Source organism: Acidimicrobiia bacterium, assembly GCA_040881685.1.
In the GTDB taxonomy this organism is placed as follows: Bacteria; Actinomycetota; Acidimicrobiia; order IMCC26256; family PALSA-555; genus SHVJ01.
Map to the genome: position 1 here is coordinate 106,484 of JBBECS010000002.1, position 12,490 is coordinate 118,973.

The window sequence follows — 12,490 nt, forward strand, 5'->3', positions numbered from 1 at the left end:
CTAGAGGGTGCTCTCTGGCTGATCTTCGTCGGTGGGAGGTGGCGCCAGTGGAACCGGCGGATCTGCGAGGACCGGCACCGCGGCCTTCTTCGCCGGTGACTTCTTCTTGGCGCGCTTCTTGGCGGCCTTCGACGTGCCCTTCTTCACCACTCTCTTGGTCGTCTTCGGCGGACCTGAGCGCTTCGCCGGACGCTTGGTGGCTGGTCCGCGGGCTTCGCGCTCACGCAGCAGCTCGACGGCCTGGTCGAGATCGATCGATGCCGGCTCGACCCCGCGAGGGACGGTGGCGTTGATCGACCCGTCCGTGACGTAGGGGCCGAAGCGGCCGTCGAGCACGCGCACCGACGCGCCGCTCTCCGGATGCGGCCCGAGGTCGGCGATGGGAGGCTTGGCCGCGCGGCCGCGCCGCCGCTTCGGCTGGGCGAAGAGCACCTCCGCTTGCTCGAGCGTGACCGTGAAGAGCTGCTCCTCGGCGTCGAGGCTCCGACTGTCGTCGCCCTTCTTGAGGTATGGGCCGTAGCGCCCGTTCAACGCGCTGACCTCCTCGCCAGAGGAGACACCAACGACGCGCGGCAGCGCGAGCAGCGCCACCGCCTCGTCGAGCGTGACGGAGTCGGGCTGCATGCTGGCGAACAGTGATGCCCGCTTCGGCTTGTCCTTGGAGCCGTCCTCCATCTCGCCCAGCTGCACGAACGGGCCATATCGACCGGTGAGCGCAAGCACGGGGAGCCCGGTGTCGGGGTCGTTGCCGAGGACCCTGGGCCCACCCGAGCCCCGTTCGATGAGCTCTTCGGCACAGGCGATCGTCAGTTCGTCCGGAGGCAGATCGACAGGGACTGGTGCCTTGTCGTCGCCGCGCACGATGCTCGCGCCGTTGTTCCAGACGCGGACGATGATCTCGCGCCCCTGCGCGTCGTGACCGATGGGGATGGCGTTCACTTCCGCCGGGTCGATCGTGGCGAGGTGCTCGTCGTCTACCAGCTCCCGAAGCCCGGCCTGCCCGTTCCCGAACCAGAACGTGTGCAACCACTTCTCGGCCTCGGCCTCGCCGCGAGCGATCGCGTCGAGCGCTTCCTCCATCGTGGCGGTGAACTCGTAGTCGATGAGGTGCGGGAAGTGGCGTTCGAACAGCTGCTGCTTCGCGAACGCAGTCCATGACGGAACGAGTGCGGTGCCCTTCTTCCAGACATAGTCGCGTCGCAGCAGCGTGTCGATGACCGCCGCGTACGTGGACGGTCGGCCGATGCCACGCTCCTCGAGCTCCTTCACGAGGCTCGCCTCGGTGTAGCGAGCCGGCGGCTGCGTGGTGTGACCGGCCGCGTTCAGCTCCTGACACTCGATCGCGTCGCCCTCGGTGAGTGGCGGGAGAATTGACTCGCGGTCTTCGAGCTCGGCGTCAGGATCGTCGGCACCCTCCACGTACGCACGTAGGTAGCCGGGGAACTCGATGGTGCGACCCGTGGCGTTGAACACGATTGCGTGCGACCCTCCGGTTCCGTTGGTGGGCCCAGCTTCGGCCTCGAGACGCGCCGTGACCCGCTGCACGCGCGCGTCCTGCATCTGGGACGCGACCGTCCGCTTCCACACCAGGTCGTACAAGCGCTTGGCGTCGGTCTTCGAGACCTTGATCTCCGGGTCGCGATCGATGTTCGCACCCACGTCATCGAGGGGCTTCATGGCATCGCCGGCCGGGCGGATGGCTTCGTGGGCCTCCTGCGCGTTCTTCACCTTGCCCCGGTAGGTACGGGCTTCGGCCGGCAGGTACTCCTTGCCGTACAGCGAGTCGATGCGCGAGCGCGCCGCCGTGATTGCCTCCCCCGAAAGGTTCGTCGAGTCGGTGCGCATATAGGTGATGTAACCGTTCTCGTACAGCGCCTGGGCCACCGACATGGCCCGAGCCGCGCTGAAGCCGAGCTTGCGCGCCGCCTCTTGCTGGAGCGTCGACGTGGTGAACGGCGGCTTCGGTCGCTCCGTGACTGCCTTCGTCTCGACCGACCCAACCCGGAACGCAGCACCATGAAGCTGCTCCGCCAGAGCGGTCGCCTGGGCCTCGTCGAGCAGGGTGACACCGGATCCTTCGGCGAGCTGTCCGGTGGCCGGATCGAAGTCCTTGCCACTCGCGAGGCGGTTGCCGTCGACGCTCGCGAGGGTGGCCGGGAAGTCAGCGCCGTCGGTTCCGGCCGCGCGGAAGGTTCCCGCCAGGTCCCAGTAGGTCGCGACCCGGAACGCCATGCGGGCGCGCTCGCGATCCACCACGAGGCAGGACGCGACGCTCTGCACCCGCCCGGCGGAAACGGCGCCGCCCGCCCGCCGCCGAGCGACGAGGGACATCTCGTAGCCAAAGAGGCGGTCGAGGATCCGGCGGCCTTCCTGGGCCTCGACGAGCTTCATGTCGAGCTCGCGCCAGTCGGCCAGCGCGGCCTCGATCGCCGGCGCAGTGATCTCGTGGAACACCATGCGCTTGACCGGGACAGATGGCTTGAGGACCTCGAGGACGTGCCATGAGATCGCCTCGCCCTCGCGGTCCTCGTCGGTGGCGAGGTACACCTCGCTCGCGTCGGCGAGTGCGGCCTTCAGCGCCTTCACCCGCTCCTTCTTCTGATCGGGGACGACGTACACGGGGCGGAAGTGATCCTCGACGTCGATGCCGAGTCGCCGCACGTCCTTGTCAGTGACGCTCTTCGGGACTTCTTTGGCACTGCTCGGGAGATCGCGCACATGGCCGTAGCTCGCGATGACGCGTACTGCGTCGCGACCAAGGAAACCCTCGATGGTCTTCGCCTTCGCTGGCGACTCGACGATCACGAGTGGCTTCGGCACGTTGTGCTCTCGTTCCTCCTGTTGCGTCCGCGCGAGCGCGCACGGCGGTCAAGTGTGGCCGCTGAGACCGGCAATACCGCGTATCCGGGTGGAGACTGTGTGCAGACGGCGGTAGCGCGAGTCAAACGCGCTCCGTTTCGCAACATGGCGCGGCGTCTACAGTGCGCCACGTGTTCCCCGGTGTTCTCGGCATCTTTGGCCTCGATGTCGAGCAGTTGATCGACTCGCTGAGCCCCTACGGCGAGGTGGCCTTGTGGGTCATCGTGTTCGCCGAGACCGGGCTGCTCATCGGGTTCTTCCTCCCCGGCGACTCTCTGTTGTTCACCGCGGGGATCCTCGCCGGTCAAGGCAAGCTCGACGTCGTCATGCTCGTCATCGGTTGCTTCGTCGCGGCTGTCGCGGGCGACCAGACGGGCTACACGATCGGGCAACGACTGGGTCCGAGGCTGTTCAGCAAGCCGGAGTCGAGGATCTTCAAGCAGGAGTACGTAGAGCGCACCAAAGTCTTCTTCGAGAGGCACGGGCCCAAGACGGTCGTGCTGGCTCGCTTCATGCCCATCGTGCGCACGTTCGCGCCCACGCTGGCCGGCGTCGGTGAGATGCCGCGCCGCGTGTTCCTCAAGTACAACCTCGTCGGCGCGTTGTTATGGGCGGTCGGCATCACGATGCTCGGCTACGCGCTCGGCGATGTGATCGGTGACGACATCGACACCTATCTGCTTCCGCTGGTCGCCGTCGTCGTGGTGGTCTCGGTGTTACCTCTCGCGCATGAGTGGCGGAGGTCGCGGCGTACAAAGGCCCACCCCTTGGGCGCCGCGGCGGCGGAGGCCGAAGTCGAAGAGCTGTCGGAGATCCTGGACCCCGACGACTGATCTCGGTCGCTCGCTGCGGTTCAGCTGCTGGTCGAGCTCGGAACCGGCGCGTCGGCGCGCTCGCCGAACGTGTCGGCCTTGCGCTTCGAGAATGCAATCGCGGCGAGCAGCACGACCAGCGCGCCGAGTGCGATGCCGAGCCGGGGTGCGGTGTCGTTCCGCAGCGAGATCACAGCCGGCAGGATCAGCAGCGCGACCAGGTTCATCACCTTGATGAGCGGGTTGAGCGCGGGGCCGGCGGTGTCCTTGAACGGATCGCCGACGGTGTCGCCGATCACAGCCGCTTGGTGCGATTCCGAGCCCTTGCCGCCGAGATGCCCGTCCTCGATGTACTTCTTGGCGTTGTCCCATGCGCCACCGGAGTTGCTGAGGAACACCGCCATGAGCTGCCCGGTCAGGATCACCGCCGCGAGGAAGGCACCGAGTGCGAGGTAGCCGATACCGAAGCCGATGATCACCGGGGTGAGCACGGCCAGCAGCGCGGGCGTGGTGAGCTCGCGCAGCGCGGCACTGGTGCAGATGTCGATGACCTTGCCGTGCTCGGGCTTGTCGATGCCCTCCATGATCTTGAGCTCGCGAAACTGGCGCCGGACCTCCTCCACGACAGTGCCGGCTGTGCGTGAGACCGCACGGATGGCGAGCGCCGAGAAGAGGAAGGCGATAGAGCCACCGACGAGGAGGCCGATAAACGTCTTGGGGTCGGCGACGTTGATTTGTGTGAGCGGGTTCCGGAACAGCGCGTCGCCGGTGACGTTCTTCAAGCGCGGGAGCTCGCCTCCGATGGTCTCGATGTACGACGCGAACAATGCGACCGCAGCGATCACCGCTGAGCCGATGGCGAAGCCCTTCGTGACGGCCTTCGTGGTGTTGCCCACCGCGTCGAGGCTCACCATGATCCGCTCCGGCTCGCCGTCGAACTCGCCCGACATCTCGGCGATGCCGGCCGCGTTGTCGGCCACCGGTCCGAACGTGTCCTCGGAGACGACGACACCGGTGGTGGCGAGCATGCCCATGCCCGTGAGTGCAACGAGGTACAGCGAGAACTGGAGCTCGCCACCGCCGAGCAGGATGCCGACGCCGATGGCCATGGCGATCGAGATGATCGACCACACCGTGGACTCGAGGCCGCTCGCGATGCCCGACAGGATCGTGGTGGCGGGGCCGGTCTTGGTGGCTTCCGCGATCTCGCGCACGGGCTGCGTCTCGGTGGACGTGAAGTACTCGGTGAGCCGGCTGATCACCTGCGCGAGCACGAGCCCAGTGACAACCGCAAGGAAGGCGCGCCAGCCCGGACCGAAGTCGCCCCAGCCAACGTTGTTGTCCTGGCCGACGTAGAACGCGGCGACGGCGCCGGTACCGATGATCGTGAGGATGCCGGCCGTGAGGAACCCGCGGTTGATGGGCGCCATCGCGCTCTTGTCACGGTCCGTTGCGCGCACCATGAACACACCGACGATCGACGCGAGCACTCCGACGGCACGGGCGATGAGCGGGAAGACGAGACCGAGTGCGGGGTTGGCGCCTACTGCGGCGAAGGCGGGGACGCCGAGGATGATCGCCGCGACCAATGTGACTTCGTAGGACTCGAAGAGGTCAGCGGCCATCCCGGCGCAGTCGCCCACGTTGTCACCGACGTTGTCGGCGATCGTCGCTGGGTTGCGCGGGTCGTCTTCAGGGATGCCCTGCTCCACCTTGCCGACGAGGTCGGCACCGACGTCGGCTGCCTTCGTGAAGATGCCGCCGCCGACGCGCATGAACAGCGCGATGAGCGAGCCACCGAAGCCGAAGCCGATGAGAATCGCGGTCGACGTGTTCTGGAACGCCATGATGATCGCGGTCGCGCCGAGCAAGCCGAGGCCCACGGTGTACATACCGGCCACGCCGCCGGTGCGGAATGCGACCTTCAATGCCGCGGGCAACGAACCGGTACGAGCCGCGGCTGCGGTGCGCACGTTGCCGCGCACCGCGAGGCTCATCCCGATGAAGCCCGTGAGACCGGACAGGAACGCACCGGCAACGAACGCGAGCGTGCGGAACAGCCCCGATTGCCCGAAGGAGAGCTCCTCCACGCCGTTCGGGCGCAGCACCTCGGTCGAGGAGAGGAAGACCAGCCCCGCGACCGGGATGAGGATGAGCGCGATCGTGCGGAACTGGCGGCGCAAGTAGGCCATCGCGCCTTCCTGGATGGCCTTGGCGATCTCGATCATCTTCGGCGTGCCCTGATCGGCGGCGAGGACTCCTCGCACGAGCACGAGACCCACCACGATCGCGAGCAAGGCGGTGACCGCGGAGAAGACGAGGAACGCCCACTCGGTGTCGCCCAGATGGAACTGCTGGTAACCGCCTTCGCTCGCGAGGACGACGATCTGCATTTCGGCGGGGACTCCCTCTCCGGCGAACTTTTCGGCCGCTGGAAACTAGTCCAACCTGCTTCGGTCGCTCCCTATGGGCCGGGGTACCCGGCCCATGGCCGGTCCCTCCCTGGGCGAGCGCCCTTCCGCTTCGCTTCAGGCGCCGCGACCTACTCCACGTGGTATGGGACGGAGGTCACGACCGTGCCCTTCCGGAAGAGCAGGCGCCCCTTGAGGAAGAGCGCGCTCTGGTTGTGGAGGAGATGCTCCCACCAGCGGCGGACGACGAACTCCGGGATCACGATGGTGATCACGTCGTTGCTCCACTGAGCGTCGAGCTCGTCGATGAAGTCCAGGATCGGGCGGCTCATCTCCCGATAAGGGTTGTAGACGGTCTCGAGCGGGACATCGATGCCGAACTCCGCCCACTGCTCCCGGATCGCTTCATCCTCTTCTTCATCGCTGACCACGCTGACCGCGATGAGGTGGCTCGGGTTCAAGGCCTTGGCGTAAGAGATCGCGTTGAGCACGCCCTTGTGCACGCGACCGACGAGCACCACCACCGTGTTGTTCCACGGGCGAGGTCGATACCCGGGCTCGACCTTCAAGGCGGCGCCGACCTTCCGGTAGTGACCCTTGATCCCCTTGAAGAGGAGGATGATGAGCGCCATCACGAGGATCGAGACCCAAGCGCCGCTCGCGAACTTGGTGATACCGATGATCAGCGTCACGACGCCGGTCGCGACGGAACCCACGCCGTTGATGACGATGTGGCGCTTCCAGCCTTCTTCTCGTTCCTTCTGGTGGTGCCGGACCATCCCGGCTTGGGAGAGCGTGAACGACGTGAACACGCCGACGGCATAGAGAGGGATCAATGCGTTGGTCGTTCCCCCGAACGCGACGAGGAGCACGGCCGCGGCGCCGGCGAGCACGATGACGCCGTTGGAGAACACGAGACGGTCGCCCCGATTGGCGAGCTGGCGGGGCAGGTAGCCGTCGCGGGCGATGATCGACGACAACCGAGGGAAGTCGGCGTAGGCGGTGTTCGCGGCGAGGACGAGGATCACCGCCGTTGCGATCTGGAGCACGAAGAAGATCGCGCCGTTGCCGAACACCTGGAGGCCCAACTGCGCAAGGACGGTCTTCTCGTGGCTCGGGTATGGGCGCAGCTCGTGCGCGAGCACCGACACCCCCATGAAGAGGGTGCCGAGGATGATCGCCATCCAGGTGAGCGTGGCTGCCGCATTCTTCGACTCGGGCCTCCGGAACGCGGGGACGCCGTTCGAGATGGCTTCGACACCAGAAAGCGCGACCGCGCCCGACGAGAAGCCCTTGAGGATCAGGAAGATCCCGAGCGTCCCACCCGCACGCGCCGTGCCGTCGACCGCCTCGAACGCGTGCCGGTCGAACGGCACATGTCCGATGTCGTTCTCGACGAAGACGCGATACAGCCCGTACACGATGAGCCCGGCGAGCGTCAGGATGTAGAGGTACGTCGGAGCGGCGAAGAGCCGGCCCGACTCCTTGATCCCGCGCAGGTTCATCAGGGTGATGAAGAGGATCAGCCCGAGTCCGAGCTCGACGCGCTTGTCCGCGAGGTCGTGGAACTCGGGGATCGAGATGATGGCCGCGACTCCGGCCGAGATGGAGACGGCGACCGTGAGGATGTAGTCCACCAAGAGCGACGCGCCCGCGAGGAGTGACGGGTTCTCGCCCAGGTTCTCGCGGCTGACGACATAGCTCCCGCCACCACTCGGGTAGGCGAAGATCGTCTGGCGGTACGAGAACGCGACGATGGCAAGGAGCAGCGCGACGGCGATCGCGATCGGGATCAGCGTGTTGAGGCCGAGGAGCAGGCTCGACCCGGCGATGGCGACGACGAACAGGATCTCCTCCGTCGCGTACGCGGTGGACGAGATGGCGTCGGAGGAGAAGACCGCGAGCGCAATGATCTTGGGAATGCGCTGTTCCTCTTGCTGCGCGGTCGAGATCGGCCGTCCGACCAGCAGCCTCTTCACCAATGCCAAGGAATCCGCCCTCCAGGACGCGCGCTGATCGAGTCCGCTCAATCCGCTTCGCTCGCCGAGCGTCGATAGCATCGCAGACAGGTCCGAGCAGGAGGCGAACGTGCACGTCGTGGTGGTCGGCTGCGGTCGGGTTGGCAGTGAGCTGGCTGGCAACCTCGAGAAGGCCGGTCACTCCGTCGCCATCATCGACAAGAACGCCACCGCGTTCCGGCGTCTCCCCTCCACCTTTGCCGGGCAGAAGATCGTCGGCTTCGGGTTCGACCGCGACCACCTGCTCGAGGCAGGCATTGAGCGCGCTGACGCCGTCGCCGCGGTGACGAGCGGAGACAACTCCAACATCCTCTCGGCTCGCATCGCGCGCGAGAACTTCGGGATCGACCACGTGGTCGCCCGCATCTACGACCCACGGCGTGCGCTCATCTACCAACGGCTCGGGATCCCCACCGTTGCAACCGTCCGCTGGACGACCGACCAGGTGATGCGGCGCCTGCTCCCGGAAGACGAGCAGACCCACGAGTGGATGGACCCGAGCGGCAAGGTGTGCCTGGCTGACTTCGAGATCCCGACGAAGTGGTGCGGCAAGAAGCTCGCCGGGCTCAACGAACCGGGCCGGTTCTGGTTGACGGCCGTCACGCGCTTCGGCAATGCCGAGGTGGTCGATACGAACTTGGTCGGCCAGGAAGGCGACGTGCTTCATTTCGTGATCGCGGTGACCGAGCTCGTGGCGTTGCGTGCTCGTTTCGATGAAGGTCCGGGGGCGTAGCCATGCGGGTCGCGATCGCAGGAGCCGGCGCCGTCGGCCTCTACATCGCTGATGATCTCCTTTCGAACGGGCACGAGGTCCTGATCATCGAGCAGCAGCCCGCCGTGCGAGAACGCTCGGTCACGGCCGAGGGCGTCGAGTGGGTGATCGCCGACGCCTGCGAGGTGTCCTCTCTCCGCGACGCGGGGCTCGAGCGATGTGACGTCGTGGTCGCGGCGACCGGCGACGACGAGGACAACCTCGTCGTCTCGCTGCTCGCCAAGACCGAGTTCGCGGTGCCGCGCGTCATCGCACGGGTCAACCATCCCAAGAACGAGTGGTTGTTCAACGAGAACTGGGGCGTGGACATGTCGGTGTCGACCCCCCACCTCATCACCGCGCTCGTGGAGGAGGCGGTGACCGTCGGTCGACTGGTCCGGATCCTCCAGTTCGAGGGCGGCCAGGCCCGGCTCGTCGAGGCGACCCTGGCCGAGGATTCGCCCGTCGTCGGCAAGGCCATCTCCGAGATCGACGTTCCCCGCGATGCAACCTTCGTAGCGGTGGTGCGCGACGAGCACGTGGTGATGCCCCGCGGCGACACCGTGTTCCAGGCCGGCGACGAGGTGCTCGCGATGGTGACGCCCACCTCCGAAGAGGAAGTCCGCCGAATCCTCGAGGGCGGCTAGCTCTCCCTACGGGAACAGCGTGTAGAGGGGATTGAAGATCAGGTAGCGCTTGCCGTTCTGACCGACGACGCCTTCGATTGCCACTTTGCGACCGGGGGCGATGCCGGGGATCTTGCGTCGGCCGAGGAAGACCGCAGTGGTCGTGCCGCGACCGTCGGTGATCGCCACCTCGAGTGCCGGCGCGCCGGCTCGCGGAACCACGCGCACCGACCGGACCTCTCCGCCCACCCGCACCTGGGTCCTGACCACGATGTCGGTCATCGGCGTGAGGCCGCAGCCGTCGCAGAACCCGGTCAACTGCTCGCGATCGAGCTCCTGCACCGGTGTTCTCAGCCGCCGAACGGCGCGCTTGAGCTCCATGTCCACCACCGTAGGCGCCCGGCAACGTATCGGGTACGACGATGACGTGTCATAGGCTGGCTGCGCGATGTCGTTCCCCCCTCCGCCGCCGCGGCGAAACGCGCCCGGCGCCACTTCGCCGACTTCCGTTCCCGCCCCTCCGCCGGTTGATCCCGACGCGCGTGCCGCGCGCCGGGCCGAGGAGGGCGGATCGAGCCGTCGTCGCACCGCGTTGTGGATCGTCGCGAGCGTTGCCGTCGTGGCGATGATCGTTGGCGGTCTCGTCGTTGCCCTCGGAGGCGGAGGCAAGGAGCTCGACACGTCGACCACGGTCGAGCTCGAGCTCGGTGAGATCGGCGTGGAGAGCGTCGCGACCTTGAAGGAAACCGACTTCCCGCCGGAAGCGCGCCAGGCGGTGCTCGCGACGATCGGCCAGTACGTCGACGAGGGAACCGCCGTGCCCTTGCGCAAGCGCAAGGCCGATGAAACCAAGCTCGCCGAGATCTTCGACCAGGCGGCAGTAGTACGGCTCGCCGGAACCGACCGGTCGCTCCTGCTGGATGAGGGGTTGCCGAAGGTGGTTGGCAAGGTGACGGTGACCTCGCCACCGGTCGCGCTGATCGCATTGTCCGATGCGAACGGCGAGGTGCTCCTGGTGAGCGCAGAAGTGGACTTCGCGGTCAAGGCGCGGGCGCAGCGCGGTGTGATCACCGTGCAGCGCACCGGAACCCTGGTGCTCACCCCACAGTCCGACGGCTCGTGGAAGATCACCGGCTGGACACTGCACGTCGAGCGGGGCGGCCCGGGCGTCGCCGCGTCCCCCACCGCTGCCCCCCCGACCGCAACCACGGTGCCCTGATGCTGCGACCCCTCACCCGTCTCCTCATCGTGATCCCGCTGTGCGGCGTGCTCGTCGCCGGGCTGCTCTCTGCCGCTTGGTTGGTGGTCGGAAGTCCGACGCCGGCCAAGGGCGCGGTCTGGTTCGAGCTCACGCAGTTCGGCGACACGGAGTACAGCGCCGCGCCGAGCGAACCCTTCTTCTTCCTCGCGCTCGGCACCGACGCCCGCTCGAGCTCCGACCGTGGGCTCGGTGATGCGATCCATGTGATCGGCGTGAACCCGGCCGCGCACCAGGCCACGATCCTGAACGTCCCGCGTGACACCACCGCACCGAGCGGCGACAAGATCAACGCGTACCACTCGCTCCAGGGACTCGAAGGAATCGTGGATCAGCTCAACCAAATGATGGGCATCGAGATCAAGTACGCGATCAGCACGAACTTCTTCAATCTCCACGCGATGGTGGACGAGATCGGCGGCATCGACGTGAACGTGCCGTATCAGTTCGCCGACGACGACTCGGGCGCCTTCTTCGAGCCCGGCGTGCGGCATCTGACCGGTGATGAAGTGCTGCGCTACTCGCGTGACCGCAAAGACTGGGTGGACGGCGACATCACGCGCACCGCCAACCAGGCGCACATCATCATCTCCGCGCTCGCCACATTGCGCGCGCAGAACCCCGGTGACGCCGGGGCGTTGCGCCTCGTTGCCGTCCTGGGGCGCCACGTGCAGATGATGAACATCAGCGTGGCCGGCCTCTGGCGCCTCGGCCGCCTTGCACTCTCGATCGACCCGACGACGATCAAGAACATCACGATCCCCGTCGGCAGCGGCTCAGGCTCGAACCTCACGGTCAGCGGCGGCGCGCAGGCGCTGTTCGCCGACTTCGCGGGCGACGGGATCGTCCAGGGCTGATCGCGCAGCACGGCCGCCGATCTCCGCCCGCGCGGTGGCATGAGCATCGGCGAGGCCGACGATGCTGATCCACACGCGAACGGTCACGATCCGGCCCGCGCACGAGCACCGTTCGAGGTGGGCGTCGTTGGAACGAGCGGTCGCGCGCGCGGCGGCCGCCGCGGCACCCGGGCCGCGGCCGAGGGCGAGCATATCGGCCGCCGCGAGGGCGGCCGCATCCGCGGCGGCGTCGGCACGGGCACTCGCGATCGCCGCAACGCCCATTCGTCCGGCCGCGACGGCGGCAGCAACCGCGACGGCGAGCACACCGACCATGACGATCGACGTGCTCCCCCGTTCGCGTCTCACTTCTCCACCCGCATCACGACCCGTGATCGCAGCGTGGGGTCGGGGAAGAGCGGTCCGACGAGCGGTAGCTCCGTGCTCGAGCGGTACGTCACGACCACGGTGATGGGCTCGCCGACTCGACCCCGACGCCCCACATGCACCCGGGCGCCAGGAAGCGTGCGTCGCGCGGCCCGCACTGCTCGACTCGGATCCGGATCGACGCTGGCGGCCCGCGCGGCCTCGCGGGCTGCGTGAACGACCGCGATGTGATCGCGCACCACCAGTGCGACCTGGAGCACCGCGAGGAGCGCGAGCACCAGGATCGGCAGGACGAGGGCGAACTCGACCGTGGCCTGGCCGCGTTCACGACCCCGCGGAACGCCCACTAGAGGATCTTGCCGATGATGTCGTCGAACAGGTCCTTGATCGCACCGCCCTTGGCCCAGATCGCAAGGCCACCGGCGACGACGGCGACCCCCAGGATCACGAGGGCGTACTCGGCAGTCGTCTGCCCCGCCTCTGCGAACGGGTGCAATGCGCGACGAATGCACTTGATCAGCTTCATGGGATC

The 12,490-nt window shown here is 67.2% G+C and carries 12 protein-coding genes; 5 read left to right on the top strand and 7 right to left on the bottom strand.

Annotated elements, in window-relative coordinates:
• The gene (topA, locus tag WEE69_00780) at positions 1–2,820 is read right to left on the bottom strand and encodes a type I DNA topoisomerase (protein ID MEX1143830.1); all 2,820 of its coding nucleotides are present in this window, start codon (positions 2,818–2,820) and stop codon (positions 1–3) included.
• A gap of 170 nt (positions 2,821–2,990) precedes the next feature.
• On the opposite strand from topA, the gene WEE69_00785 reads away from it, so the two are divergent.
• On the top strand, positions 2,991–3,692 hold the full coding sequence (locus WEE69_00785) for a VTT domain-containing protein (protein MEX1143831.1): 702 nt from the start codon (positions 2,991–2,993) through the stop codon (positions 3,690–3,692).
• Between the two features lie 20 nt (positions 3,693–3,712).
• Here the strand turns inward: WEE69_00785 and WEE69_00790 are convergent, their stop codons facing one another.
• Positions 3,713–6,064 carry a sodium-translocating pyrophosphatase gene (locus WEE69_00790; GenBank protein ID MEX1143832.1) on the bottom strand — a complete coding sequence of 784 codons (2,352 nt, stop codon included), beginning with the start codon at positions 6,062–6,064 and terminating at the stop codon, positions 3,713–3,715.
• A gap of 149 nt (positions 6,065–6,213) precedes the next feature.
• Complete coding sequence (locus WEE69_00795; protein MEX1143833.1) at positions 6,214–8,061, bottom strand: APC family permease; 1,848 nt, start codon at positions 8,059–8,061, stop codon at positions 6,214–6,216.
• Between the two features lie 109 nt (positions 8,062–8,170).
• Here WEE69_00795 and WEE69_00800 point away from each other — a divergent pair, with 109 nt between their 5' ends.
• Positions 8,171–8,833, top strand: a complete 663-nt coding sequence (locus tag WEE69_00800; GenBank protein ID MEX1143834.1) for a TrkA family potassium uptake protein — start codon at positions 8,171–8,173, stop codon at positions 8,831–8,833.
• Positions 8,834–8,835: 2 nt separating this feature from the next.
• On the top strand, positions 8,836–9,498 hold the full coding sequence (locus tag WEE69_00805; GenBank protein ID MEX1143835.1) for a TrkA family potassium uptake protein: 663 nt from the start codon (positions 8,836–8,838) through the stop codon (positions 9,496–9,498).
• A gap of 6 nt (positions 9,499–9,504) precedes the next feature.
• Here the strand turns inward: WEE69_00805 and WEE69_00810 are convergent, their stop codons facing one another.
• Entirely contained in the window at positions 9,505–9,858 is a 354-nt protein-coding gene (locus WEE69_00810; GenBank protein MEX1143836.1) for a DNA-binding protein, read from the bottom strand.
• Positions 9,859–9,925: 67 nt separating this feature from the next.
• Between WEE69_00810 and WEE69_00815 the strand changes: the two genes are divergently transcribed.
• Both WEE69_00815 and WEE69_00820 read left to right on the top strand, forming a co-directional pair.
• On the top strand, positions 9,926–10,696 hold the full coding sequence (locus tag WEE69_00815; protein MEX1143837.1) for a hypothetical protein: 771 nt from the start codon (positions 9,926–9,928) through the stop codon (positions 10,694–10,696).
• Positions 10,696–11,592: an LCP family protein gene (locus tag WEE69_00820; protein ID MEX1143838.1), complete on the top strand. Its 897-nt coding sequence runs from the start codon at positions 10,696–10,698 to the stop codon at positions 11,590–11,592. The genes WEE69_00815 and WEE69_00820 overlap by 1 nt, the downstream gene beginning before the upstream one ends.
• Here WEE69_00820 and WEE69_00825 read toward each other — a convergent pair.
• From WEE69_00825 to WEE69_00835, 3 genes are read right to left on the bottom strand one after another with little or no spacing between them, the layout of a single operon-like run.
• Positions 11,512–11,940: an Rv3654c family TadE-like protein gene (locus tag WEE69_00825; GenBank protein MEX1143839.1), complete on the bottom strand. Its 429-nt coding sequence runs from the start codon at positions 11,938–11,940 to the stop codon at positions 11,512–11,514. The two genes, WEE69_00820 and WEE69_00825, sit on opposite strands and share 81 nt — an antisense overlap.
• Positions 11,937–12,305 carry a TadE family type IV pilus minor pilin gene (locus tag WEE69_00830; GenBank protein MEX1143840.1) on the bottom strand — a complete coding sequence of 123 codons (369 nt, stop codon included), beginning with the start codon at positions 12,303–12,305 and terminating at the stop codon, positions 11,937–11,939. The genes WEE69_00825 and WEE69_00830 overlap by 4 nt, the downstream gene beginning before the upstream one ends.
• Positions 12,305–12,484 carry a DUF4244 domain-containing protein gene (locus WEE69_00835; GenBank protein MEX1143841.1) on the bottom strand — a complete coding sequence of 60 codons (180 nt, stop codon included), beginning with the start codon at positions 12,482–12,484 and terminating at the stop codon, positions 12,305–12,307. The genes WEE69_00830 and WEE69_00835 overlap by 1 nt, the downstream gene beginning before the upstream one ends.
• Between the last annotated feature and the right edge of the window lie 6 nt (positions 12,485–12,490).

What these genes read in the sequence shown, in the direction of transcription:
- WEE69_00790 (MEX1143832.1), bottom strand. Translation starts at nt 6,064, where the DNA reads ATGCAGATCGTCGTCCTCGCGAGCGAAGGCGGTTACCAGCAGTTCCAT.
- WEE69_00805 (MEX1143835.1), top strand. Translation starts at nt 8,836, where the DNA reads ATGCGGGTCGCGATCGCAGGAGCCGGCGCCGTCGGCCTCTACATCGCT.
- WEE69_00810 (MEX1143836.1), bottom strand. Translation starts at nt 9,858, where the DNA reads ATGGAGCTCAAGCGCGCCGTTCGGCGGCTGAGAACACCGGTGCAGGAG.
- WEE69_00815 (MEX1143837.1), top strand. Translation starts at nt 9,926, where the DNA reads ATGTCGTTCCCCCCTCCGCCGCCGCGGCGAAACGCGCCCGGCGCCACT.
- WEE69_00820 (MEX1143838.1), top strand. Translation starts at nt 10,696, where the DNA reads ATGCTGCGACCCCTCACCCGTCTCCTCATCGTGATCCCGCTGTGCGGC.
- WEE69_00835 (MEX1143841.1), bottom strand. Translation starts at nt 12,484, where the DNA reads ATGAAGCTGATCAAGTGCATTCGTCGCGCATTGCACCCGTTCGCAGAG.